The sequence below is a fragment of the Heyndrickxia sp. FW510-T9 genome (genome assembly GCF_058781025.1).
Genome location: NZ_JBYSWK010000006.1, coordinates 36,645 through 60,418 on the forward strand (window position 1 = coordinate 36,645; position 23,774 = coordinate 60,418).

Annotated in this window: 27 protein-coding genes; 1 reads left to right on the forward strand and 26 read right to left on the reverse strand. The window is 34.8% G+C overall.

Going from position 1 to position 23,774, the window contains the following annotated elements:
• Positions 1 to 177: 177 nt before the first annotated feature.
• From AC3WJF_RS04785 to AC3WJF_RS04895, 23 genes are all read right to left on the reverse strand, one after another.
• Positions 178 to 657 carry a methylated-DNA--[protein]-cysteine S-methyltransferase gene (locus tag AC3WJF_RS04785; protein WP_492449982.1) on the reverse strand — a complete coding sequence of 160 codons (480 nt, stop codon included), beginning with the start codon at positions 655 to 657 and terminating at the stop codon, positions 178 to 180.
• Complete coding sequence (locus tag AC3WJF_RS04790; protein ID WP_492449983.1) at positions 644 to 1,558, reverse strand: DNA-3-methyladenine glycosylase 2; 915 nt, start codon at positions 1,556 to 1,558, stop codon at positions 644 to 646. Before AC3WJF_RS04790 ends, AC3WJF_RS04785 begins: the two co-directional genes overlap by 14 nt.
• Positions 1,545 to 2,120, reverse strand: a complete 576-nt coding sequence (locus AC3WJF_RS04795; RefSeq protein WP_492449984.1) for a bifunctional transcriptional activator/DNA repair enzyme AdaA — start codon at positions 2,118 to 2,120, stop codon at positions 1,545 to 1,547. Before AC3WJF_RS04795 ends, AC3WJF_RS04790 begins: the two co-directional genes overlap by 14 nt.
• Before the next feature lie 17 nt (positions 2,121 to 2,137).
• Positions 2,138 to 2,914 carry an isocitrate lyase/PEP mutase family protein gene (locus tag AC3WJF_RS04800; protein WP_492449985.1) on the reverse strand — a complete coding sequence of 259 codons (777 nt, stop codon included), beginning with the start codon at positions 2,912 to 2,914 and terminating at the stop codon, positions 2,138 to 2,140.
• A 173-nt stretch (positions 2,915 to 3,087) separates the two neighbouring features.
• Complete coding sequence (locus AC3WJF_RS04805; RefSeq protein ID WP_492449986.1) at positions 3,088 to 3,606, reverse strand: hypothetical protein; 519 nt, start codon at positions 3,604 to 3,606, stop codon at positions 3,088 to 3,090.
• The gene (locus tag AC3WJF_RS04810) at positions 3,593 to 4,255 is read right to left on the reverse strand and encodes an ATP-binding cassette domain-containing protein (protein WP_492449987.1); all 663 of its coding nucleotides are present in this window, start codon (positions 4,253 to 4,255) and stop codon (positions 3,593 to 3,595) included. Before AC3WJF_RS04810 ends, AC3WJF_RS04805 begins: the two co-directional genes overlap by 14 nt.
• A gap of 6 nt (positions 4,256 to 4,261) precedes the next feature.
• Positions 4,262 to 5,110: a DUF2705 family protein gene (locus AC3WJF_RS04815; RefSeq protein ID WP_492449988.1), complete on the reverse strand. Its 849-nt coding sequence runs from the start codon at positions 5,108 to 5,110 to the stop codon at positions 4,262 to 4,264.
• A 2-nt stretch (positions 5,111 to 5,112) separates the two neighbouring features.
• Positions 5,113 to 5,910: a hypothetical protein gene (locus AC3WJF_RS04820; protein ID WP_492449989.1), complete on the reverse strand. Its 798-nt coding sequence runs from the start codon at positions 5,908 to 5,910 to the stop codon at positions 5,113 to 5,115.
• Positions 5,897 to 6,703: a hypothetical protein gene (locus AC3WJF_RS04825; protein ID WP_492449990.1), complete on the reverse strand. Its 807-nt coding sequence runs from the start codon at positions 6,701 to 6,703 to the stop codon at positions 5,897 to 5,899. Before AC3WJF_RS04825 ends, AC3WJF_RS04820 begins: the two co-directional genes overlap by 14 nt.
• Positions 6,704 to 6,764: 61 nt before the next feature.
• Complete coding sequence (locus AC3WJF_RS04830) at positions 6,765 to 7,607, reverse strand: hypothetical protein (protein ID WP_492449991.1); 843 nt, start codon at positions 7,605 to 7,607, stop codon at positions 6,765 to 6,767.
• A 113-nt stretch (positions 7,608 to 7,720) separates the two neighbouring features.
• Complete coding sequence (locus tag AC3WJF_RS04835; protein ID WP_492449992.1) at positions 7,721 to 8,557, reverse strand: hypothetical protein; 837 nt, start codon at positions 8,555 to 8,557, stop codon at positions 7,721 to 7,723.
• Between the two features lie 227 nt (positions 8,558 to 8,784).
• Positions 8,785 to 9,204 carry a DUF2712 domain-containing protein gene (locus AC3WJF_RS04840; protein ID WP_492449993.1) on the reverse strand — a complete coding sequence of 140 codons (420 nt, stop codon included), beginning with the start codon at positions 9,202 to 9,204 and terminating at the stop codon, positions 8,785 to 8,787.
• A gap of 369 nt (positions 9,205 to 9,573) precedes the next feature.
• On the reverse strand, positions 9,574 to 9,882 hold the full coding sequence (locus AC3WJF_RS04845) for a hypothetical protein (RefSeq protein WP_492449994.1): 309 nt from the start codon (positions 9,880 to 9,882) through the stop codon (positions 9,574 to 9,576).
• 274 nt (positions 9,883 to 10,156) lie between these two features.
• Positions 10,157 to 10,963 (reverse strand): hypothetical protein, encoded by an 807-nt coding sequence (locus AC3WJF_RS04850; protein ID WP_492449995.1) that lies wholly within the window; start codon positions 10,961 to 10,963, stop codon positions 10,157 to 10,159.
• 61 nt (positions 10,964 to 11,024) lie between these two features.
• The gene (locus AC3WJF_RS04855) at positions 11,025 to 11,861 is read right to left on the reverse strand and encodes a hypothetical protein (protein ID WP_492449996.1); all 837 of its coding nucleotides are present in this window, start codon (positions 11,859 to 11,861) and stop codon (positions 11,025 to 11,027) included.
• A gap of 215 nt (positions 11,862 to 12,076) precedes the next feature.
• The gene (locus tag AC3WJF_RS04860; RefSeq protein WP_492449997.1) at positions 12,077 to 12,502 is read right to left on the reverse strand and encodes a DUF2712 domain-containing protein; all 426 of its coding nucleotides are present in this window, start codon (positions 12,500 to 12,502) and stop codon (positions 12,077 to 12,079) included.
• A gap of 139 nt (positions 12,503 to 12,641) precedes the next feature.
• Positions 12,642 to 13,274 carry a response regulator gene (locus AC3WJF_RS04865; protein ID WP_492449998.1) on the reverse strand — a complete coding sequence of 211 codons (633 nt, stop codon included), beginning with the start codon at positions 13,272 to 13,274 and terminating at the stop codon, positions 12,642 to 12,644.
• Positions 13,275 to 13,303: 29 nt separating this feature from the next.
• Positions 13,304 to 15,643, reverse strand: coding sequence for a sensor histidine kinase (locus tag AC3WJF_RS04870; protein WP_492449999.1), 2,340 nt, complete (start codon positions 15,641 to 15,643; stop codon positions 13,304 to 13,306).
• A complete protein-coding gene (locus tag AC3WJF_RS04875) occupies positions 15,627 to 15,782 on the reverse strand; it encodes a hypothetical protein (RefSeq protein WP_492450000.1) in 156 nt (51 codons plus the stop codon). Before AC3WJF_RS04875 ends, AC3WJF_RS04870 begins: the two co-directional genes overlap by 17 nt.
• 15 nt (positions 15,783 to 15,797) lie before the next feature.
• Positions 15,798 to 16,565, reverse strand: coding sequence for a polyprenyl synthetase family protein (locus AC3WJF_RS04880; protein WP_492450001.1), 768 nt, complete (start codon positions 16,563 to 16,565; stop codon positions 15,798 to 15,800).
• A 661-nt stretch (positions 16,566 to 17,226) separates the two neighbouring features.
• Positions 17,227 to 18,285 carry an NAD(P)/FAD-dependent oxidoreductase gene (locus AC3WJF_RS04885; protein ID WP_492450002.1) on the reverse strand — a complete coding sequence of 353 codons (1,059 nt, stop codon included), beginning with the start codon at positions 18,283 to 18,285 and terminating at the stop codon, positions 17,227 to 17,229.
• A 173-nt stretch (positions 18,286 to 18,458) separates the two neighbouring features.
• Positions 18,459 to 18,950: a hypothetical protein gene (locus AC3WJF_RS04890; RefSeq protein WP_492450003.1), complete on the reverse strand. Its 492-nt coding sequence runs from the start codon at positions 18,948 to 18,950 to the stop codon at positions 18,459 to 18,461.
• A 60-nt stretch (positions 18,951 to 19,010) separates the two neighbouring features.
• The gene (locus AC3WJF_RS04895) at positions 19,011 to 20,495 is read right to left on the reverse strand and encodes an amidase (protein WP_492450004.1); all 1,485 of its coding nucleotides are present in this window, start codon (positions 20,493 to 20,495) and stop codon (positions 19,011 to 19,013) included.
• A 236-nt stretch (positions 20,496 to 20,731) separates the two neighbouring features.
• Between AC3WJF_RS04895 and AC3WJF_RS04900 the strand changes: the two genes are divergently transcribed.
• The gene (locus AC3WJF_RS04900) at positions 20,732 to 21,199 is read left to right on the forward strand and encodes a hypothetical protein (protein WP_492450005.1); all 468 of its coding nucleotides are present in this window, start codon (positions 20,732 to 20,734) and stop codon (positions 21,197 to 21,199) included.
• A 161-nt stretch (positions 21,200 to 21,360) separates the two neighbouring features.
• On the opposite strand, the gene AC3WJF_RS04905 is transcribed toward AC3WJF_RS04900, so the two are convergent.
• From AC3WJF_RS04905 to AC3WJF_RS04915, 3 genes are all read right to left on the reverse strand, one after another.
• Positions 21,361 to 22,557, reverse strand: a complete 1,197-nt coding sequence (locus tag AC3WJF_RS04905; RefSeq protein ID WP_492450006.1) for a class I SAM-dependent rRNA methyltransferase — start codon at positions 22,555 to 22,557, stop codon at positions 21,361 to 21,363.
• A 14-nt stretch (positions 22,558 to 22,571) separates the two neighbouring features.
• Positions 22,572 to 23,231 (reverse strand): molybdate ABC transporter permease subunit, encoded by a 660-nt coding sequence (modB, locus tag AC3WJF_RS04910; protein WP_492450007.1) that lies wholly within the window; start codon positions 23,229 to 23,231, stop codon positions 22,572 to 22,574.
• Between the two features lie 179 nt (positions 23,232 to 23,410).
• Positions 23,411 to 23,590, reverse strand: coding sequence for a small acid-soluble spore protein H (locus AC3WJF_RS04915; RefSeq protein ID WP_492450008.1), 180 nt, complete (start codon positions 23,588 to 23,590; stop codon positions 23,411 to 23,413).
• Positions 23,591 to 23,774: the final 184 nt, after the last annotated feature.

Below are 23,774 nucleotides of genomic sequence, written 5' to 3' on the forward strand. Positions count from 1 at the left end.
TTTTATAGGTATTTGTACTTAATTTGGGCCGTTTGTTGTTATTTTCGGGCTGTTTCCTACGTATTTCGGTCCGTTTACCTATTATTTCGGGCCGTTTACCATGTAAATCGGACCGTTCGCCATCTGACTCAAACAAAACGAAAGACCATTCCTCTAAAAATGGCCTCTTCATTACCTCTATTTAGTTTCAAAAGCTTTTTCATGCTTCAAAAGCCACTCTTTACGCCATAATCCACCTGCGTAACCAGTTAATGTCCCATTAGAACCAACAATTCGGTGGCATGGAACAATAATACTTATCTTATTTTTCCCATTCGCACTTCCAACTGCCCGGACTGCCTTTTCATTTCCTATTGATACAGCAATATCCTTATAAGAACCTGTTGTTGCAAAAGGAATTTGCGTTAATGCATTCCAAACTGTTTTTTGAAAATCCGTTCCTTCAAACGCATAAGGAATATTGAATTCCTGGCGTGTCCCTTTAAAATATTCATCCAACTGTTTGTAGCATTCTTTCAATATCTCTGGTGTATCCTCTTGAAGTTTGTGAACCACTTTATCTTGTTCATTAAATAAAATGGAATAAATAGCTTCGTCGGTTCCAGCTATCTCGATAACTCCAAGGGGAGATGCATAATCTAATTTATATAGCTCCATATAAAGACCTCCACAAATAGAAAGTGGCATATGCTTGCCAGCCTTCCCAGTTTATCGCTAATTCTTTGATTTCCTCAATGGATGGTTTCCGCTCTAATCCTAATTGAACCTTTAATGCATTATGGAGCCCAACATCTGCAATTGGAAAGGCAGCAGGATGATGCAGGCATTTCATGATTACATAGTCTGCCGTCCATGCGCCAACTCCTCGAATCGCTGTTAAGGAATTGTGCATTTCTTGAAAATCCTGTTCTTTCAACAATGCTTCCTTGCTTAATTCACCGCTTGCCATCGTTTTAGCAATACCAATTACATATTCTGCTTTTCTCATGGTGAATTGTAGTTTTCTAAGATCCTCAACTTCTAAAGAAGCAATTTTTTGAAAAGTAGGATGGACCCAGAAAGTGTCTCCATCAAGGTTTGTGCTTTCTCCAAACTCCTCCACAAAGCGTTTCTTCAAAGTATAGGCAAAGGTCAGATTGATTTGCTGTCCAATAATAGCCCAAACTAGTGCTTCGAATAAGTCTGGTATGCCCATTATACGCAACCCACTATACTTCCGGACGATCGGTTCTAGAATTTTATCTGACTGTGACATTTTATAAAAGTTCGTTAAGTCCTTATCTAAATCAAACCATTCCCATACAAATTTGGCAACTTGTTCGCGAATATTTTTAGATGGAACTCCATTAGGAAATTCAATTAGGAGTATTTGCGAATTACCACCTATTTTAAACAAAATCAGTTCTTCCTCTATATTTAAAAGCTTGAAAACATTCTGATCATGTATTTGGTGCAGCACTTCCTGTTCCGATCTTCCTAGAAACACTAGACATTCCTCTAAATTAAATTCATTTGGCGGAAAAATTTCGAGATAATTTCCATGATCAACCCATCTCATATTGAAGCTCCTTATTTCTATACTCACTAGGGGAACATTGCTTTACATTTCGAAACACCTTGTAAAAATTAGATGGGCTTTGAAATCCAACTTCATAGCAAATTTCCAAATTCGTGAGTTTCGTATTTTTAAGAAGATATGCTGCTTTATCCACTCGTATTTTTTCCAGATAAGTTCGCGGGGTTTCTGATGTTTCCTTTTTAAAAAGACGCTCAAGATAATATGGGCTTACTCCAACATGATCAGCAATATCCTGTAATAAAATCCTTTGCTTATAATGATTAATTAAAAAAGTAATGACATTTCGGACAAGCCCGATATGCGGGGAATGTTCAACTTCTGGCTGACATCGCTTGCAAGCTCGGAAGCCTGCTTTTTCCACTTCCTCGATGTTCTGATAAAATTCAACATTTATTTTTTTCGGCTTTCTTGACCTACAAGAAGGCCGGCAAAATATTTTTGTAGTTTTAACAGCAGTAAAAAACAATCCATCGTATTTACTATCGCATGCCATGATTTTTTCCCACATTTCATCAAATGAAAGATTAATACGAGCCTCCATTGAACATCCCATCCTTTCTAAAGCAATTCTTCATATAAGATTGAGGTATCTTTTAAATCCAATAATTTGGCTGCGTTTTTTTCTAAAAAGGCAATAATTTTATCTGATAATGCATTTCCAAAACTAAAGCGTTTCACTCCCAATGCTTTAAGCTTATTACAATTCGATAGTCCAGGTAAAGATAATACATTTAAAGGAGCCTTAATGTTGGACGCAATTTCCGTTATTTCTTCATCATGTGTCAGACCTGGAACAAATATCCCGCTTGCACCGCTTTCGACATACGCTTTCGCTCTATCAATAGTCTCTATAAGAGGATCTTCCTTTTGAAAATAAGTATCTGTTCTCGCATTTATATAAAAGTCTTTAAATCCATGTTGATCTAATGCAGATCTCATCTTTGATAGAAGCTTACTATGACTCGAAACATCTCGAAGACCTTTTTGATTTTTCAACGAATCCTCAATGTTAATGCCTGCTACCCCAACATCTGCAGTTTTTAAAACATTTGCTATTATCGTATCTATATCCTCGGCATACCCAGCTTCAATGTCTGCTGAAACAGGTATTCTTACATTTTCAGCTATCGATTTAATAATTCCCAAATGTCTGTCAAAATCTATTAATTCTCCATCTGCATATCCTAGTGAGTTGGCAATTCCCCAACTTGTAGTCCCAATCGCTTTATATCCTACTTTTTCAAGGGTTAAAGCAGACAGTAGATCCCAAGCATTCCCTAAAAAAAGAATATCCTCTAATGTATGCAGCTTATTGAATTCTTGAATTTTATTCATGCTACTGCCTCCTCGTTATTTGTTGTACCCAATTTTAACAAGGAATCTACATCCATTTCGTCCTCATTCTTGCTGTTATGGTCTAGTTAAAAGGGCAACAAAAAAAGAGGATTTATTATCCTCCGGCAAAAGATTTCTTTCTAATGGGAATAAGTTAATTAATTTAAATTCCTTTACTGATAGTTTAACGGTAATTTATGTTTGATTACTTTATCTCCCTTATATTCAAGAAAATAAAAATCTGCTTTTGTGTTAAGATGAACTCCCCATTCCTTTTGCATAGTAAAAAACAAAACTAGCTTTTCCGAAGAATTAGGTAATACTCCTTCTAAATTTATTTTTTTATCCGCAGCATACTCTATAAACCGTTCCCTGTCCAGCATGTTATTGGTTAAATTACTTCTTAAATAGAAATCTATTATTGGACGCCCCTTCATATCAGAAGTTTTATTTATTATGGATACTGGAATCTCATAATGAACTTCATTTTTTTCTTCCGTTAATGTTGGTTTACCAAAGGTATAAGTAAGATTATTAACAGTAAAGGGTTGGTCCAACTTTACTAGCTTCTCACTCACGGAATAGTTCTTATAAGGTCGATTGACCTGTTGATATCGAAATACACTAAAACAAATAAATAGTAAAATTAATATAGTAATAGCAATCCATTTCGTTTTTTTAGACAGCGACATGAGAAATCACCTCGTGCCCAATAATTTTACCTCCATCGATTGAGTAGATTTCATCGGAAACCTTATCTAATGATTCACGGTCATGACTAGCAATTAATATTGTTTTTCCTTCTTTCTTCAAATCGAGGATAATTTGATTAATTAATGCTACCCCTTCTTCGTCTAATGCATTGGTCGGCTCATCCAATATAATGAGATCGGGGTTTTCCATGATTGCTTGAGCAATTCCTAGTCTTTGTTTCATTCCTAAAGAATACTTTTTGAACTTTCTTTTATCCTTTGGATCTAAGCCGACTTTCGCAATCGCAGCTTCCACTTGCTCCTTCGTAATCTTCCTTTGAATTAAAGACAGAAGTTCTAAATTTTTCAACCCGGTATATTCGGGGATAAACCCTGGATATTCAATTAAAAGGCCTAAATTCTCCGGAAAGGAAATATCTTTTCCTATTATTTTTCCATCCACCGAAATTATCCCTTTTGACGGACGTATTAAACCCGCAATTGCTCGAAACAGCATTGTTTTTCCCGAACCATTTTTTCCTCTAAATCCATATATTCGTCCTTTCATTAATTCTAGGTGTATATCATTTAATACAGAATGGCTTTGAATCGTTTTAGAGACATGCTCCACTGCAATGTATTTATTCATTTCGTATCAGTCCCTTTCTTTCGGGAATATATCCCTATTTTTAAAAAGTATATATCCACAACAAACGACAATAATTAATAGCGTTACTGTATAGGTAACTGCCGTCCCCCAAACAAAACCTTGATCCGCATCCATGGAGTGATGTCTTAGAATCATACTGTAACTCCCGGGAAGTAACCTACTTGATGAAAAAACAGAAATTACAAGGGCCGCTAAAATAAGAACAAATGCGTAAATAGGGCGTATAAAAACAGTAATCACGGCTTGAACCATAACCGTTAATATAGTTGTTAAAAATGGTAGAAGCAAAATATTCATGGAAAAAGCAAATGGATTCACATATGTAGAAATAAGCGGTTGAATCACTTTTTTTCCGTATTCACTCCAATCCGTTGAAAAGGTAAGAAAAAAGAATGATAATAGTGCAATCACCACTACAATAAATAGATACATAGAAATAACAAGCACACAAGAAAAGAGTAACTTACTTAACCATAAAGACAATCGATGTTTTGCTCGTACAAACAAAAATGATGATTGTTCAAACAAATCTTCCCGAACATATCCTCCCAATATAAAAGGGCACATCATCTGAATAATTAGCCAAGAAAACGGAAATTTTGGGTTTGGATCATCCACTGGAAACTCGGTTCCTTTGAATAAAACAAATAATAAATCTGTGTAACTGAAATGAGAAAAATCCATCCCTTCGACTTTCGCTGAAAGCTTAAGTTGAAATAAAGAAACAACCAATATTATTACGAATAACACCATTGAGGATATCCAGCGAAAACGGATAGCGGAGAAGCCAAGAAATAAATCCCGTTGAAATAAAGACAGTGTTTCTTTCCTCATTTTTATTCATTCTCCTCCGTATTAGGTATAAAATCCCTTTTCACAGCAACAATGTACACTCCCATGCCTAAAATGATCATAATTCCCAGAAAATAGAATATATTTCCAACAAAATATGATGCATCTCCCCAGTTATCCAAAGTAACTGTAGCTTGCAATAAAAAGATCGTGAAGTGGAACAACGATTGGATCGTTGTATCTAATAATATGAATCCCTCAACGATAATAAAAACAATTACATATCGAGGAACCAACAAATAAAGTAATGCCGCGATTAAACCGATTGTCATAAACGCAAAGAGTTCAGTCGCGGTGTAGCGAAGAATCATATAACCTGTACTAAACAAGGACAAGTCTACTTTTCCTCTTGATTGAATGAACGGTTTCCCCGCTTCGGTTGCCCATGGATTATCTAATGAACCACCTTTCCACCATCCGTAAAGAAAGCCACAAATAAAATAGAAACATAAGAAAACGATGACTACGAATAGGACCGAAAATAGGATTGTCATCCCCAATGTGCCACGATTCTTAAAACGGACCATTCGCAATGGATCCATAAGCGGGGGTAAAATAAAGGAAAGAAAGAATAAAAAAATGGGAATGGTTAATGTTATTAAACCGCCCTTTGTAAAAAAGTAATTAAATACATCAGGAATCGAGTTCATGTCGTCTAGAAAGCTAGTGTATTTTGCAAACGTGATAATTCCAAATATCAAAACAGCTGCACCGATTCCTATTTTCCATAACGACTTTCTAAAATCTAAAAGAAACACCTTCATAACATTAAGTAATAACACGACGTTTCACCCCAAGTATATAGATAAGCGTGCTAATGATGATGAATCCGAAAAAAATAATCGTTGTGGTTAACAGGGAGACATTTGCACCAGCTACTTCTAGTAGAAAATAGGATGGAATCCATTCATAGTGTTCCGTAAATTGAGCTGCTAACGAAATAATCATTTGTACTAAAAAGCCCGCTACTAAAATCACAAATCGATTTTTGATATACAAAGAAATGCTTAAACAAATCGCGGCAAACATGCCCGCAAACAAAAACGTTAAAAATAAATAAAACAACATATGTAAAAATGGGTGACTATAGTAAAGGGTTGGGAAAAAGGTATTCATAAGATCTAAAGGTGCAAGATTATTAACCAAAGGATCTGGCTTTACATTTGGTAACATCATAAAACTTAGATAAATGTTTACAAGAAGTGGAATTATTACTATAAGACCTGAAACAATAAAATTAGTGAAAAACAAACCTCGAAAATATTGTTTTATTTTCCCCTTAGATAAAATAGAACGAAGATATCCAGATTGTTTATCCTTTGCAAATGTATCAGCAAAAGGCAGCGCGGCTAGAATAGGTAACATTAGAAAATAAATCCCAGCTAGTTGTGACTTGAAACCAAATTCAAACCATTTCGTATAAGGGGTAAATTCTACACCCTCATTATATTTTAAGTATTCTCTTGAAGAAATAAGTTCTATCTTAAAGTGCAGAAAAGCAAATATTAATCCAATGAGTAAAACGAAATATAAGGATTTGCTTCTAATAACACGTTGCCAAAAAAAATGAGCCATATATTTAACCCTCCAATAAAAAATAGAAAGAAAACCTCTTTGAAAGGAATAATAGATTTGATTATTTTACCTCTTTGTATTTCGCTAAATCTTTATCAAAGACCTTACCATCTATCCCTTTATCGATTTTAATATTTTTCGTTTCAAGGTAATATTTCACCTTACCTTTTTCATCATAAACATGAAAATCTAAAACAAGGCCTGCACTTTTTTCCACGACCATTTCGAACTTGCCATCCATATTTAATTGTGCATCTATTACACCGGTAATCTTATAACTAGGTAAGCCTAAGAAAGTTACATCTTTATAATCCCATTTGTCGAAATCAAGCAAGTAATTAGTGAATTCAGAATGAACTACATCGTGTGCTGTACTGCTGGCATAATCATCATCCTGTCGATCATTCGCCTGATACAGCCTTTCAGATGCACTAAGCTTTGTGATTTCTTCATTTTTAGGTTCCGGTTTCCAATTCCATACCCGGTAGGTATGAGCTTTTTCATCAAAATCAATTTTTTTATTTTCGCGCCCTAAAAATATTACTGTAAAATCTAGTATATGATCTGTTGAAAAGATACCTATTCCCCTCTGGTTTTTTACGTCAATTGCATATTTTATGGTTTTCACTTCATTGGTTAAGCGAAAATACTGTTCATATTCACCTTCAAGTTGGTTGAAATAGTCGACGGAGTCTAACATTTTCAAAAGCAATTTATCTTTTTCAGGTTGTTTTAAATTTGTTTTAATGCTATTTTTTATTGAATTTCTCGTAATAATTTCTCCATTTGTATTAGTACTTGTACTTGATTTTTTGAATCGATCGAAAAAATCATAATGATATAAAACATAAACTATCATAATAAGTGCAACTAAAACGGAAACTCCTAATTGTTTTCCCTTCATATCCCCCTGCCTTTCTTTTCTTTAAGGAAAAGATAAGTTTTATATGTGATAAGATCGGTTTACTTATTAGTATCTTGTATTTAGATAGGATTAGAAAAAAATAATAATCTATTTTATTTTTGCCTATTGTATTTAGATAAATCTTTTTCAAATACCTTATCATCCATCTCCTTATCGATTTTAATATTCTTCGTTTCAAGGTAATATTTCACCTTACCTTTTTCATCATAAACATGAAAATCCAGAACAAGTCCTGCGCTTTTTTCTACGACCATTTCGAACTTTCCACCTATATTTAATTCTGCATCTATTACACCAGTAATCTTATAACTAGGTAACCCTAAAAAGGTTTCTTCTTTATAATTCCATTTGTCGAAATCAAGCAAGTAATTAGTGAGTTCAGAATGAACCACATCGGATGCTGTAACGCTGGCATAATCATCATCCTGTCGATCATTCGCCTGATACAGCCTTTCAGATGCACTAAGCTTTGTGATCTCTTCATTTTTAGGTTCCGGTTTCCAAGGCCATATCCGATAGGTATGAGCCTTTTCATCAATATCAAATTTTTTATCTTCACTCCCCAAAAATATTACTGTAAAATCTAGTACATGATCTGTTGAAAAGATACCTATTCCTCTTTTATTTTTTACGTCAATTGCATATTTTGTTGTTTTCACTTCATTAGTTAAGCGAAAATACTCCTCATATTCCCCTTTAAGTTGGTCGAAATAGTCGACGGAGTCTAACATTTTCAAAAGCAATTTATCTTTTTCCGGTTGTTCTAAATTTGATTTAATGTTATTTTTTAGTGTGTTTCTGGTAATAGCTTCTCCATTTGTATTTGTACTTGATTTTTTGAATCGATCGAAAAAATCATAATGATATAAAACATAAACTACCATTATAAGTGCAACTATGACGGAAACTCCTAATTGTTTTCCCTTCATGTTCCCCACCCTCTTCAAATGTTAGGAAAAGAATAAGTGTATAAAAACTTATAAAGAGATAATAATCTCTTGTATATTTATAAATTAAGGATCTTTTAAAATCATTCTAAGGCACGGACTCTATTAAGGTTTTACAAACTCTGAAATTTAAAAGATAAAGAGAAGAGAGAATACTCACTTCTCTTTATCTTTAATCTACCAAACTTTGCATTACTTTTATGGTAAACTTAAGGCCCACCAACACTGTCAGGACTCCACTTACCTGAGGCTGCAAAGGTATTTGTACCTGAAACTTTTCTACCTTCTAAACGGACTTCAACACCGTAACCACCATGTTCCTCATATGCCCAGTTTTTCATCCAAACTTCTTTGTTCAGTGTTATATTGTAATGATTACCTTTGGAAACGTCCGTACCATCCTTTAAGGCAACCCAGGAAGTAAAAGATGTCCCTCCCCCAATGGAAGTTGCTTTTATATATGCAGAAGTGCTGTCATATTTAACCCTTGATTCAGTATGCTCGGATTCTCCAAAATTAAAGATAAAAGTTGAATCCTTGACATTCCCCGCAGCACTAGCCCGCTCAAAACCGTAGCCACCTGCAACAATCCCTAAAATTAATACTGCTGATATTACAAACTTTTTCATTTACTTTTCTTCCCCCCACTTGTTACTCATAAGGCCCTACGGTATGTCCATTTTATTACAATTATGTAAGACCTACACCGCAAAATCTCTGATATTTCGCGCAATTTTTCTTGCGGTTCGACAAGTCATAAGTACTAGACTTATAAAATACACATTTCTTTTGCTTTCTTCACAGCCTCCATTCAAAATAACCAGCGTGCAAAAAAAGTAACTTACCTTAACCATAAAGACAATCGATGTTTTGTTCGTACAAACAAAAATGATGTTTGTTCAAACAAATCTTCCCGAATATATCTTCCTAATATAAAAGGACCTATCATCTGATAATTAGCCAAGAAAACGGAAATTTTAGGTTTTGGTTATCCATTACTAGATACTCAGTTCCCTTGAATAGTTCAAATAATAAATCTGTATAACTGAAAGTTTATGTTGATATAAAGAAACAGCCAGTATTATTACGTATAAAACCATTGAGTATATCCAGCAATAACGTATAGATGAGAAGCCAAGCAATAAATCTACTTTCCCTTTTGATTGAATGAACGGTTTTCCCACTTCCGTTGCCCAATGGTTATCTAATGAACCAATTTTCCACCATCCGCCGTAAAGAAAGTCACAAATAAAATAGAAACATAGAAAAACAATGATCACAAAAAGGACAGAAAATAAGATTGTCATCCCCAACGTGCCACGGCCCTTAAATCGTACCGTCCGCAAAGGGTCCATAAGTGGGGGTAAAATAAAAGAAAGAAAGAATAAAAAAATAGGAAAAGTTTATGTGATTAAACCACCCTTTGAAAAAAGTAATTAATTACATCGGGAATCGAGTTCAAGTAATCTAAATAGTTTGTATATTTTACAAACGTGATAATTCCAAATATCAAAACGGCTGCCCTCGATTCCTATTTTCCATAACGACTTTCTAAAATCTAAAAGAAACACCTTCATAACATTAAGTAATAACACGATGTTTCACCCCAAGTATATAGATAAGCGTGCTAATGATGATAATTCCGAAAAAAATAATCGTTGTGGTTGGCAGAGTAACATAATCCGGAGCTAATTCCAATAATAAAGTAGATGGAGTCCACTCATAGTGCTCCGTAAATTGGGCTGCTAACGAAATAATCATTTGCACTAAAAAGCCCGTTACTAAAATCACAAATCGACTTTTGATATACAAAGAAATGCTTAAACAAATCGTGGCAAACATGCCGGCAAACAAAAATGTTAAAAGTAAATAAAACGAAATATGTAATAATGGATGACTATAGTAAAGTGTTGGAAATAAAGTGTCCATCAGATTTAATGGCATCTGATTATTAACTAATGGATCCGGCTTTACATTTGGTAACATCATGAAGGCTAAGTAAACATTTACAACAAGTGGAATTATTATTATGACACCTGAAATGAAAAAATTAGAAAAGAATAATCCGAGAAAATATTGTTTCATATTCCCTTTAGATAGGATTGATCGCAAATAACCCGATTGTTTATCCTTTGCAAATGTATCCGCAAAAGGGAGTGCAGATAATATAGGAAGTAATAATAAATAAATCCCGGCAAGGCCTGATTTCCCTCCAAATTCAAACCATTTAGTATATGGTGTAAAGACTACACCCATTTCATAATTGAAGTCGTTTTTTAAAGGAAGAATTTCAATTTTAAAATGAAGAAAGACTAATATCAGTCCAACAATTAATACGAAATATAAAGATTTACTCCTAATTATTCGTTGCCAAAAGAATTGAGCCATATACTTAACCCTCCAATAATAAATAGAAAGGAAACCTTTTTAAAGGAAATAATAGATTTCACTATTTTACTTTTTTATATTTAGATAAATCCTTTTCAAAAACTTTATCATCTAACCCCTTATCAATTTTAATATATTTCGTTTCAAGGTAATATTTCACCTTACCTTTTTCATCATAAACATGAAAATCCAGAACAAGTCCTGCACTTTTTTCCACGATCATTTCGAACTTGCCATCCATATTTCCTCCATCATCTATTACCCCAGTAATCTTATAACTTGGTAAGCCTAAGAAGGTTACTTCTTTATAGTCCCATTTGTCGAAGTCAAGCAAGTAATTAGTGAGTTCAGAATGAACTACATCGCAGGCTGTACCCCTGGCATAATCATCATCCTGTCGATCATTCGCCTGATAAATCCTTTCAGATGCACTTAGCTTTTCAATCTCTTCATTTTTAGGATCCGGTTTCCAATTCCATACCCGGTAGGTATGAGCTCTTTCATCAAAATCAATTTTTTTATTTTCATTCCCCGAATATAATATTGTTTTATCTAATCTATGATTAGTTAAAACGATTCTCATTCCCCATTGCTTATCTGTGTCAACTGCATATTTTACAGTATCTACTTCATTGGTAAAGCGAAAATACTGTTCATATTCACCTTCAAGTTGATTGAAATAGTCGACGGAGTCTAGCATTTTCAAAAGCAGTTTATCCTTTTCAGGTTGTTTTAAATTTGTTTTAATGCTATTTTTTATTATATTTCGCGTAATACCTTCTCCATTTGTACTTGTACTTGATTTTTTGAATCGATCGAAAAAATCATAATGATATAAAACATAAACTATCATAATAAGTGCAACTAAAACGGAAACTCCTAATTGCTTTCCTTTCATATTCCCCACCCCCTCCAAATGTTAGGAAAAGAATACGTGTATAAAAACTTATAAAGAATCAATAATCTCTAGTACATTTATAAATTAAGGATCTTTTAAAATCATTCTAAAGTACTGACTCTATTAAAATTTACAAACTCTGAAATTTAAAAGATAAAGAGAAGAGAGATTACTCACTTCTCTTTATCTTTATTCTACTTAACCATGCAATAAATCTATGGTAAAGGTCCACCAACACTATCAGGACTCCAAACACCTGAGGCTGCAAAGGTATTTGTACCTGAAATTTTTCTACCCTCTAAACGGACTTCAACACCATAACCACCGTGTTCCTCATATGCCCAGTTTTTCATCCAAACTTCTGTGTTGGCTAGTATAGTATAATGATTACCTTTTGAAACGTCCGTACCATTCTTTAAAGCAACCCAGGAATTGAAAGATTTCCCTCCACCAATGGAAGTTGCTTTAATATATGCCGAAGTACTGTCATACTTAGCCCTTGGTGTAGTATGCTCGGTTTCTCCAAAATTAAAGATAAAAGTTGTATCATTGATATTCCCTGCAGCACTAACCTGCTTGAAACCGTAACCGCTTACAACAATCCCTAAAATCAAAACTGCAACAAATAAGAATTTTTTCATTAACTCTTCCTCCCCCACTAGTTACTCATAAGGCCCTATTGTATGTCCATTTTATTACAATTATGTAATACCTACACCGCAGGATATCTGATATTTCGCGCAATTTTTCTTGCGGTTCGACAAATCATAAGTACTAGACTTATAAAATACACATTTCCTTTGCCTTCTTCACAGCCTCTAGCCTAGAACTGGCACCCAACCTTTTAAAAATATTCGTTAATGCATATTCAATCGATCTTTTACTCATAAATAAGCATTCTGCAATATCCTTATTTGATTTTCCTTGCTCTACTTCTATAAGAATTGTTATTTCCTTTTCGGTCAAAATCACTTCTTTTTGAGTTGCCACTTTGTTGCAGTTCGAATCCGGAATACGAAGTTGCTTAAACAACTCCAAAGGAAGTACAACATCATCCTTTACTACTGCCCTTATCGTATCTACTAGAGTACTACTTGCTGCTGCTTTACTTACCATTCCTGATACCCCGATCTCAACTAACTTATTAAAAAATGGCTTAATTTCATGGCCAGTATAAATAACGATCTTTGCATCAGGATAAACATGTAAGATTTGTTGCGTAACATCCATTCCGTTTGATTTAGGCATTTGTAAATCTACCAAGTATACATCATAGCGACGATTAGATAATGTCACAGCCAAAAGAGTAAAGGAAGATAGAACATCTACTTGAATGTTTTCGTTTTTCTCAAGGATTGATTTTACTCCGTAGCCCACTATCTCATGGTCGTCAATTAATAAAACAGATATCATCCAATCCCCCCTTTTATATTTCCAGATTCTTAAATAAGTGCATAACTAACACTTAATGTGGACTCAAAGGTAATATCTGCTTTAAACCCTTTCCCCTTTTTAGAGACTATTTTCACATCCCCATCTAGACCTCTAACTCTTTCCCGAATCCCAGCTAATCCTCTTGTACCAAAAATAAAAGAGTTTTGTATACTGCAGCCAATTCCATTATCTTGATAGCTTAAGATAATTTGATTACCTTTTCTTATTAATTTCAGAGAAACTTCACTTGCTTCCGAGTGTTTCATTGCATTATTCAATAGCTCTTGAATAATTCGATAAATCGCTAACTCATCCCCTTTATCTAGGAGAGCGATATTCTTTTCAATATGACTATAAAAAAGAAAATTAGATTCCAAGTTTACTTTTTCGAATAGCATGGACAAAGATTGATGCAATCCTAATTCATGTAAAACCACTGGATGTAACTCATTCGATACCTCTCTAATGGAATAAGCATAGTCTAAAAGGTTTTCCCTAATGCTATTCAAAAATTGGACCTGATTGGGGTCGTTATATTGTGTTATTTCATCACCTATTTTTCGTGCAAGACTTAATTGATCTTGTAGGATTGTGTCATGTAAATCCCTTGCTAAACTCTTTCGTTCCTTTTCCGAAATAGATAACAATAATTTCGATAAAGATAGTGGGATTGGTTTATCACTTTCAAGATTACCCAGCCTTTTTATTACTTCTTCTATTTTGTATAAATTCTCTATCATTACTTGTGTATAGTTTAAAATAGTCTCCAGCCAAATCATTTCCGATGTATTTAATTTTTTTATTGGGGTTTTCCATTCTCCTATTAGCACCAAATATTGCCCATCTCTATCTGATAATAGTACGAAGAAACCATTCGGAAGCTTTTGAATAGCACCGATATTATTCAAGTTTTGAAATATCGTAGGATCAAGTAATGGCACGGCAATCTGTTTCCCATCTAAATTGGAAACAATCTTATGATCCTCGTTTATTTGAATAAGTGTTGTTTTCGTTACTGGGAGATGGCTCTCTATTTCCTTTTGAAGTCCAATCAATAGATTTTTAAAATTCGTCTCTGCCTTCATTGTGTGTAAAAACCGATTGAGGCTTAATTGATATTCCCTTTGCTTTGGATAAAGTATTTTTCTTAGTAGGAAATCCAGATGGTCTTTTACATAGAGAATTCCAAAAGTAATAGTAAAAATAATAAGACTTAATCGAACGATTTCCATACTATTATCTAAAACGTTAGATTTAGTAATTAAAAGAAAGCTTGTAAGAATAGCAGAAGTTGCAACGAAACTAATTGCCCCACAGTAATAAAATTTTCGAATCACAAATGTCATATCGATAAGCTCTTGGGCAACGACTAAATAAAAAAGGCATAATGGCAAAAGGATAATAAACATAGTTGTTAATTCGGCCGGCATGATTGGTTGATTGAGTATTATTTTGGGAACGGCAAATAACATAATAAATGGGATAAGTGATACGTATATTCCGGTCATTAGGATTAGAATCGAATGTTTATATTCAGTTTGCCTATAATGAAAATATTTCTTAATTAAAAGGATATTTAAAATGAGAAATACCGAAACAAAAAAGATTAATTCTGGCGGGAATAATTGGATTATGTCTGAGTTTTGGAATAAAACACTACAAATAAAAGCTATAAACCCAATAACATACAAACTATAAACAAACACTTTATTTATAAATTGTAGTTTCCAATTTGAAAAGTAACGACGCACCAAATCAAATAATAGTACAATTGAAAAAACAATAGTAAAATCCATAATTGCTTTCCCAAGGGAATCCTTTCTTGCCGAAGCTCCAGCGCTTAATAACGTTAGACCCAGGACATTCAAAAAGTAAATTAACAAAGTAATTGTAGGATTGTTTTGCTTTCTCATAATCAAAAAACAACATAATGATAGACAACACAGATAAAAAATAACTGGAAAAACCAAATGATAGATAAAATATCGGTCTACACCGTTGTATTTAATAATATAACGATAGGTTTTATTTTCATGCAGTAATTCTATAGCGTGTGCTTTTTCTATTGTATTATGCTTTTTAATAGTAAAATGAAGATCAGGTTTCCTATCATCAATCGATAAGACAATATCTCCAATTGTAATCCCGTGTTCTTTCGACCATCCAGTTTGTGAAACTTTTTTAATAACAAATTGATTATCCTGCTTCTTCACATCTATTCCTATAAAAGGGTATTGAACAACAACCCGAATTAAACAGCCCATAACTATAAGTCCACAAAGCATAACTAACAACGGTGGAATCTTTGATTTATAATCATTCATAGCTTTATTACGTCCAATAATCATAGTAAATCGTAGGTTCCTCTTCTTTTAAAGCTGCCATAACTGCATTCTTTTCATTAAATGACAATAAACTTAGATTTTCTTTTAATAATTGATCTTTCATTTCTGGACAATTTACCATGTTATAAATTAATTCTTTCATTTTCATTTCTCCCTTTTATTTTATATATTGCAATATAAGATTTTTGTAGACTTCTGTAATTGTTAGTTTATCTAATTCTTCAACTACCTTACTTTGGTATATTTTTATCATCGCAGTTGAATATAGGATTACTCCCGATTCTAGCAACTCATTTTTCATAAAATCCCGTTGATTCAATAGATACTGTTTGGGCAAATCTTGCTGATAATACTCACGAACAAAATTGAATCTTGGGTTTGGATGTTCTAGTAAAAATAATGTCGCTAACGTTTTCTTTCGATTTATTAGATCGCTTTTCGAATCTACTCTTAGTACATCCTTTAAGTCATTTCTTAATTGTGCTATTACGCCGATATTCACTGCATAATTTTCAATTTTGGAAACATCAAGATCCTTTCCAGATGCAATTATTCCAATTACACTGGCCAGGGCAGTTAAAGAGCCTGACTTTCTATTAACTATTTCTATATAATCAGATTCACTTCGAACTTTATTCGTCAAATCCATATGCTGTCCATTTATGGCAACTAAAGCATGATTATGATACATTTCAATAATTCTTTTTTTATTAGGCGCAGTTATGGAATGCAGTGCCGAAAGTGCGGCAAAAAGATATCCTGTCGCAATATTTAAAGCTTTATCCTTATTTTTCATCCATGGTGGTTCTTCATTATCGTTATCTTCCAGGTCATCAAATATATGAAAAGATAAGATCAGTAACTCGACCCCAGCGGCAATTTTATCTATTTCTTTGCAACATCCATGGAACATGTCATGATGCACAATAGATAAATTTCCAAAAGGGTAGATTTCCAATAGCGTGATAATAAATGTATTGAGTGGCTAACTCTTTCATATCTTCTTGTTGGAAATATTGATTAATACAATCTATTATTGAGTGTCTAATTTCATTGGTGCGATTAATATTCCCCATCAACTCCTGTTCTTTAACCTCCAAAAAAATAGTTATATGAACATTCCTATAATTATTATTTTACCATTTATTTTACAAAGCAGGAATATTTAAAAAACATAGCAAAGTAAATTTCACCTCATATAAAATACAGTAAAATTAGACTAAATTATAATACTATTCAAACCTTCATAATCCTAAGGATGAAAAGATTGGAGGAGAGTCTTACATGACATTGCTACGGGAAATTTATATATTGAAATATAGTGATTCGACAAATTATTATCGCTATTGATCGTTATTTTACCTTTTAAGCGGACAGAGCATCCGTTATTTATATTAAATGAGCCTTATTTTTGGGCTAAGCGGACACTGAGTACGTTATTTGCGAAAAAACACATGTAAATCACTATTTTTTTACTAAATAGCGGATCCTCTGTCCTCTAAATTCTAAAAATAACCCGTTTTGTCACAAATAACGGAACTGGTGTCCTCTATCTCCAACATCTACTATTGTCTTGGGGAACTTTTTCAAATAAGACTTTTATGTATCCAAATTGCCGCTTGTAAACCTTCCCCCATTGCAATCGTTAATTGCTCGGAGTGTGCGACAACGTCACCTGCGGCCCATACATGTTCAATATTCGTCATTTTCGTTCTTGGATCAACGAGGATATGCTTGTTTTGGTGAAGCTTCACACCTAATTTTTCTGTGATAGAAGAATGGATCTTATTGCCACCGAATGCGACAAATGCCCGATTTGCTGTTATTTTTTTACCGTTTTCTAAAATAACTCCTTGTATAGTAGAACCATCTGCAATGATTTCTTTTATTGCTTCTTGATATAATTCAATTTTTTTATCCTTTAATTGTTCCAGTTTAGTTACATCTATAGGTGCCTTTTCATGATTAATATAGATCATTTTGTCTGTCCAATAGGATAGAGTTAATGCCATGTTCGCTCCAACATTTCCCGACCCTAGTACAAGTGCACGCTTATCCTTCACTTCATAACCATCACAATCCGGACATACATAGACACTGATTCCAAGACAAGGATACAGGTTAGGAAATGGTGGCAGCCTATCCATTACCCCCGTTGCAATTAAAATCCTTTTGGCATAAAAGGTTGAGCTAGCTTTAGAGTGTAGAATAAATTGCCCTCCTTGTTTTTCAATTTCTACAACTTCTTCCTCCATGAATTGAACTCCTAACTTTTCCGCCTGCGATTTTCCTGTTTCTCTAAGAACTGGTCCGCTTATACCATCTGGCCAGCCCAAAATATTATGATACGCGTGACATAAACTGGATCGTCCATAATTGGAATCAATCACAAGCACCTTATGACAATACCGTCCTAATTGAATAGCCGCTTGCAGACCTGCTATTCCGCCGCCAATAATGATGCAATCATGGACTTTAGATTCTTTTTTACTGCTAGACGCGACAAATACTCTATCAGGAAATACATTGTCAAATTTACCGAAATGTTCATCACGGTCCATAGTAGCACCTCTACTTATTACCTTTTTAACATTATATCCCTTATTAGTAGGTGTTATTATATCCATTAGCTTAAGGCTTTCCATTGTATTTCCCTCCCGAAAAGTATTTTTGTGCGAATTCTTTAGCATATATAATTAAAGATTATTAGCTGACTGCCAAAATGATAACCACCAAGACTTTCATAATAGGATATAATTGCCCAAATCAATTAAAAAAACCGTTTCTATCGGTATTGCCAATAGAAACGGTTTACTTTTTATTTCTTTCTTAAACTAAGCAAAACTTTGTTCTTGGAAATGGACTCAATTTGTACGACATAATCACCTTTTGGATATTGAAGTATCTTTGTCACCTTTTTTACCTTGTGAAGATTGCCCAGCCTTTTATTAGCTTCTTTTATAGACATATTTAATTCAACCAAGGTGATATAGGCGATATTGGTTTCATCTACGACAAAGGTGATTTTTTGACCATGCTTTATATAAACGTAGTCATGGATGTCTTCGTAATCGATAATTTTATTCGGCTTTCCCCATTTTTTTGTTATTTCATCAATAGGTGTGCGGCCGTGTTGTTTAAAAGGAATTACTTTAATCGTACCCATTTTAAATTGGCTGATTGTATCCTTATCTAATACAACAAGTCCGGATTCTTTAGTTGGCTTTTCTTCACTTGTTTTGTTCGAACATCCAGCGACTCCGGCAAAACAGAGGAAAAACACTATAAAAACATAACCGATTTTTTTCAAATAGTCACCCATCCTTAATCACTATCTCAATCAGTATAGTCTATGCAACTTTAATAAGATTTAAAACATCGGATTCCCTTTCATTCCTACCCACAAATCAGACTGTTCTAATTGAGCAGCCATCCAAAGCAACCAATCCTCTTTTCCTTTAGGAGCATTAAATTGCACACCTAACGGAAGACCATTAGAAGTGAGATGTGTTGGTACACTGATAGATGGCGCACCTGTTAAATTAGCAAGCTGTGTGAACGGAGTATACGTTAAGCTCGGTAAAAACATATCGTACACAAGTTTTTGTTGTTCGGTTTTGACAAGGTCCGTCACTTTCATTAACTCCTCTATTTCCTGCTGAGTTTGCGTAAGCTCGCCAACCTTAGGAGCTGGAAAAGCTGTCGCTGGAGTTACATAGAAATCATAGGTTTCATGGAACTGAGCCATCTGGGCAGCGGCAATATCCCATTCTGCTAAACTATTAGTAAATTCTGCTGCAGTGACAGATTTTCCGGCAACATTGATAACCCAAGCAACAATTTCCATATCGTTTGCGGTGATTGGTCTGCCGAGCGCCTCTTCCATCGAAATAATCATGGCAGAAATTTCACCATTATTCATTAAATAGTAGTTCTCTATTAAGCGAATTCCGTCTACAGAATTGGCTTGTTCCACCACTTCATGTCCTTGTTCTTCCAACCATTTTGCAACATTGTGTACAGCTTGTTTCGCTTCATCGCTCACTGGTGTTCCAACAGGAGATTCTGTCGTAAATGCCACCTTAAATTTTCGAGTTGGAGATTTTTGTATTTCTTCCAGATAGCTTCCTGGGAACAAAGGTACTTGAAAGGCAGCTTCCGGTTGAATTGTTTGTAAAAGGTCAAGCATGGCCGCGCTGTCTCTGACCGTTCTTGTTAAGCAAAAATCAATGGATGCTCCTTGCCATTGACGGCCTACTCCTGGGCCAACCGGGGTTCTGCCTCTCGTAGGCTTGAGTCCAAAAAGGCTTGTGAAGGATGCTGGAATTCGAATAGAGCCTCCACCATCGCTCGCCCCTGCGATTGGAACAATCCCTGATGCTACGCTTGCTGCTGAACCCCCGCTCGAGCCGCCCGCAGAGTAATCTGTATTCCATGGGTTTCTTGTCGGTCCATACACGACCGGCTCTGAAATATTCTTGAGCCCGAACTCTGGTGTATTAGTTTGTCCAATAAATAAGAAGCCTGCTTTACGTATGCGTGCGACCAAATTAGAGTCACGTCGTGCGATATTTTCCATTAACAGCCCTGAACCAGCTGTTAATGGCTCACCTTCAATTGCTTGAGAAATATCCTTGAGTACGATTGGCACCCCAGCATATGGTTGGTCCTCAATCGAAATGTGTTCCGCCTCTTTCAATACTTTTTCTTTTCTCGTTCGAATCACGCCATTTAGCGTTGGATTCACTTCTTCTAGACGTTTGAATGCAGATTCTATTAATTCCTGTGGTGAAACTTGTTTTGCTTTTATTAAATTTGCTAATCCTAATCCATCATATGTTGAAAAATTGTCCATTTAGAGTCTCCTTGCTTTTAGCGAAATGAAATCTTCATTGATTATATGATACAATGTATTTTACACATTTGCTAAGGCTCTTTTCTTAAACTTTTATTCCTCTAATAAAAGATAATCCTTCATTTGACTTATAATAGGTATCCTTTTAAGAAAAGATGCCCCGAAACTAAGTCTAATGTAGAATTTAAAACAATACTTTATGCGAAAATAGCCTTTGCTAAAAATATGGAGGATTTATGCTAACTTTTGAAGAAAAACTAGCGATTGCCGAGTTATTTCCGGAATTACAAAGAAAAAACGTGTCCATGGGACGAGTGAATTTTCACTATGAGGAAAGTGTTTCAGATAAGAAAAATGTTGTTTATCATCTTCATCCGAATGGAAATGGATTTGTTTATGGAGAGCTATTAAGCGAATATGACACGGATGAACGAGGAATGGTCAATATTCGGGACTTTTCCGAAGAAGAATTCAAGACGATTATTCAAAAATCTATTGAATCCCTGTCTAGAACTTTGGAAGAAGCAGCTATTGTGGAGGATTTCCCTGAAGAAAAGTGGAAGAACGATGAAGGACATACGCTAATTCTCGTCCACGAGGATGATATGTGGAATGTTTATGCAGGATTGAACCTAGATGGGACGTTTAATTCATATGGGGAAGCGGCGGAATACTTGGATGAAGAAGGATTCGAGCGCGCTTAGAGCCTGAATGGCCCGAATTTATATTGGAATGGCCCGAAACGCAGCTTGAACGGACCGAAAATAGGAAAAAACAGACCGAAATAACCACCGAACAGACCGAAACAGGACTATATACCTATACAAACAAGCACTTAAAAAACCCGCCTAAGCGGGTTTTACTTTTATCCTAGCTTTTCTATAAATACTACTTTTAAGTAATTCCCCTCTTTAAACTCCGGTATCGTTCGAAAATCTTTCGGCAAAGAAAATTCCTGCCTCAATTTATACCCAACACCTGATTCCTTAAAAGCAGCATCAATAAATCCTTTAAATTTCCTCATATCAAACGTACTGCAATTCGTGGATGCCACAATGATTCCCTTGTCTTCTGTAATTGCGATGGCATCTATTAAGAGATTTTTGTAATCCTTTGCGGCACTAAATGTATGCTTCTTCGATTTAGCAAAGCTTGGAGGATCAAGGACTACCATATCGAATCGTAATCCCTTTCTAACTGCGTACTTAAAGTAATGAAAAACATCCTCTACAATAATATCGTGGTTATCGGCGTCCACTCCATTTACAGTAAACTGTTCAGTGGTTTTCGCCTTGCTTCGATTCGCAACATCCACACTTGTTGTTTTGGAAGCACCACCTAGAGCAGCAAAAACGGAAAATGCTCCTGTATAGGAAAAGAGATTCAAAACAGTTTTTCCCTTGGCATAATGGTCACGGATCGTTTTTCTAACTTCACGCTGATCTAAAAATACCCCCACCATGGCACCTTCATTTAAATAAATCGCAAAATTTACCCCGTTTTCTTTTACCAAAAGAGGGAAGCTGCCCCGTTCTCCCATGACAAAATCATCATCTTCTATGTATTGACCTTTAGTGTCAAACCTTTTTTTCTCATATACCCCTTTAAACGTAACAAGATTTTGCAATGCTTGCAGCACAAAAGATTTATATTGGAATATCCCTTTGCTATACCAATTGATCACATAATAACCATCATAATAATCAATAATTAGCCCGCCAATTCCGTCTCCCTCGCCATTAAAGACTCGGAATGCTGTCGTCTCGGAATCTTGAAAGAAATGCTCCCTTTCTTTAAAAGCAGCACGCATTTTCTTTTCAAAAAAGCTCTCATTTATTTCCTCATTTTCTTTTTGAGTCAATACCCAGCCATATCCTTTGTTCTGCCGGCCAAAATACCCTTTTGCAATAAACTGTTTACGCTCATTCAGCAGTTTAATAACTACGCCTTCGTCATGCAAGCCATCTACGTCCGCTAACGAATCTTTCAATATAAGGGGATATCCTTTCTTATATTGATTCACATATTTTGCTATCACTTGTACGCTAACTTCATTTTTCATAAAAATCGTCCAATCTACAATTTCTTATTTATATTGATAATCATTAACATTAAAAAGGAGATTCCTATTATACACCCTACCCATGCCCAGGCAAGCTTCATGTTCCCAGCATCTATAGCAAGATAAACAGCTGTTGGGAGTGTTTGTGTTTTCCCTGGGATATTACCGGCAAACATTAAAGTTGCCCCAAACTCGCCAAGTGCACGTGCGAAGCTTAGAATCCCACCTGTAATGATAGATCTGAATGCAAGCGGAAGCAATATGAATAAAAAAATGACCTTCCGATTTGCCCCGTCCACTTTTGCCGCACCAACAATATCCAAGTCAATTGCTTCAAAGCCTGTTTTGGCGGATTGATACATAAGCGGAAATGCTACAACTGCCGCTGCGATTACAGCTGCTCCGAATGTGAAGATGATGGACTGATGAAAAATCCATTCATAAAACTTGCCAATAGGACTATTTTTCCCAAAAGCTACAATTAATAAAAATCCCACAACAGATGGTGGCAAAACAAGTGGAAGCAAAAACAACGTTTCAACTAAGCTCTTCCCTTTAAACCTTGTACCAGCCATCATCGCTCCAAAGCATACTCCAAAAATAAGGACGATGAAACATGAGATAATTGCTACTTCGATGGATAATGTAACTGGTGACCAAAAATCAAGGACCATTTTCTACAATATTTCCCCTCTCCCCTATGTATTCAATTTAGAAATCTATATTTATTACCATATTAAATAACCTGTTCTTTTATAAAATTGTTTTACCTATTTACACTATATTAACATGTTATCTGTTCCAATTTATAAAAGAAAAGAGATCAGCTCCAAAAAGAACTGATCCCTCACTATTACTGTTCTATTAATTCGTTTACCGATACCTCTTGCTCACTTTCAGGCTGTCCAAGGGGATAAATTCTAGCTGTTTCCCTCTTTTCATCGACATTCTGGATATAAATAGGAGTACCGTTGTATGTAACATTTGCCATCACAGGGGAACTCGCAATTTCTTGTGCACGTTGTTTGTTCACTCTTCTAACCCTCCTTTTATAAATATCCTTTCAAAAAAGGAGGAGGATTATTCCTTTTATGATTTTATGAGGACACAGATTCCGCTATTTGCGTAAAAACACACAGAAATCACTGTATTTTTGCAAAATAACGGATCCTATGTCCGCAAATATAAAGAAATACCCCATTTTGTCACATATAAAG

What these genes read in the sequence shown, in the direction of transcription:
- AC3WJF_RS04785 (WP_492449982.1), bottom strand. Translation starts at nt 657, where the DNA reads ATGGAGCTATATAAATTAGATTATGCATCTCCCCTTGGAGTTATCGAG.
- AC3WJF_RS04790 (WP_492449983.1), bottom strand. Translation starts at nt 1,558, where the DNA reads ATGAGATGGGTTGATCATGGAAATTATCTCGAAATTTTTCCGCCAAAT.
- AC3WJF_RS04795 (WP_492449984.1), bottom strand. Translation starts at nt 2,120, where the DNA reads ATGGAGGCTCGTATTAATCTTTCATTTGATGAAATGTGGGAAAAAATC.
- AC3WJF_RS04800 (WP_492449985.1), bottom strand. Translation starts at nt 2,914, where the DNA reads ATGAATAAAATTCAAGAATTCAATAAGCTGCATACATTAGAGGATATT.
- AC3WJF_RS04805 (WP_492449986.1), bottom strand. Translation starts at nt 3,606, where the DNA reads ATGTCGCTGTCTAAAAAAACGAAATGGATTGCTATTACTATATTAATT.
- AC3WJF_RS04810 (WP_492449987.1), bottom strand. Translation starts at nt 4,255, where the DNA reads ATGAATAAATACATTGCAGTGGAGCATGTCTCTAAAACGATTCAAAGC.
- AC3WJF_RS04815 (WP_492449988.1), bottom strand. Translation starts at nt 5,110, where the DNA reads ATGAGGAAAGAAACACTGTCTTTATTTCAACGGGATTTATTTCTTGGC.
- AC3WJF_RS04825 (WP_492449990.1), bottom strand. Translation starts at nt 6,703, where the DNA reads ATGGCTCATTTTTTTTGGCAACGTGTTATTAGAAGCAAATCCTTATAT.
- AC3WJF_RS04830 (WP_492449991.1), bottom strand. Translation starts at nt 7,607, where the DNA reads ATGAAGGGAAAACAATTAGGAGTTTCCGTTTTAGTTGCACTTATTATG.
- AC3WJF_RS04835 (WP_492449992.1), bottom strand. Translation starts at nt 8,557, where the DNA reads ATGAAGGGAAAACAATTAGGAGTTTCCGTCATAGTTGCACTTATAATG.
- AC3WJF_RS04840 (WP_492449993.1), bottom strand. Translation starts at nt 9,204, where the DNA reads ATGAAAAAGTTTGTAATATCAGCAGTATTAATTTTAGGGATTGTTGCA.
- AC3WJF_RS04845 (WP_492449994.1), bottom strand. Translation starts at nt 9,882, where the DNA reads ATGACAATCTTATTTTCTGTCCTTTTTGTGATCATTGTTTTTCTATGT.
- AC3WJF_RS04850 (WP_492449995.1), bottom strand. Translation starts at nt 10,963, where the DNA reads ATGGCTCAATTCTTTTGGCAACGAATAATTAGGAGTAAATCTTTATAT.
- AC3WJF_RS04855 (WP_492449996.1), bottom strand. Translation starts at nt 11,861, where the DNA reads ATGAAAGGAAAGCAATTAGGAGTTTCCGTTTTAGTTGCACTTATTATG.
- AC3WJF_RS04860 (WP_492449997.1), bottom strand. Translation starts at nt 12,502, where the DNA reads ATGAAAAAATTCTTATTTGTTGCAGTTTTGATTTTAGGGATTGTTGTA.
- AC3WJF_RS04865 (WP_492449998.1), bottom strand. Translation starts at nt 13,274, where the DNA reads ATGATATCTGTTTTATTAATTGACGACCATGAGATAGTGGGCTACGGA.
- AC3WJF_RS04870 (WP_492449999.1), bottom strand. Translation starts at nt 15,643, where the DNA reads ATGATTATTGGACGTAATAAAGCTATGAATGATTATAAATCAAAGATT.
- AC3WJF_RS04875 (WP_492450000.1), bottom strand. Translation starts at nt 15,782, where the DNA reads ATGAAAGAATTAATTTATAACATGGTAAATTGTCCAGAAATGAAAGAT.
- AC3WJF_RS04885 (WP_492450002.1), bottom strand. Translation starts at nt 18,285, where the DNA reads ATGGAAAGCCTTAAGCTAATGGATATAATAACACCTACTAATAAGGGA.
- AC3WJF_RS04895 (WP_492450004.1), bottom strand. Translation starts at nt 20,495, where the DNA reads ATGGACAATTTTTCAACATATGATGGATTAGGATTAGCAAATTTAATA.
- AC3WJF_RS04900 (WP_492450005.1), top strand. Translation starts at nt 20,732, where the DNA reads ATGCTAACTTTTGAAGAAAAACTAGCGATTGCCGAGTTATTTCCGGAA.
- AC3WJF_RS04905 (WP_492450006.1), bottom strand. Translation starts at nt 22,557, where the DNA reads ATGAAAAATGAAGTTAGCGTACAAGTGATAGCAAAATATGTGAATCAA.
- modB (WP_492450007.1), bottom strand. Translation starts at nt 23,231, where the DNA reads ATGGTCCTTGATTTTTGGTCACCAGTTACATTATCCATCGAAGTAGCA.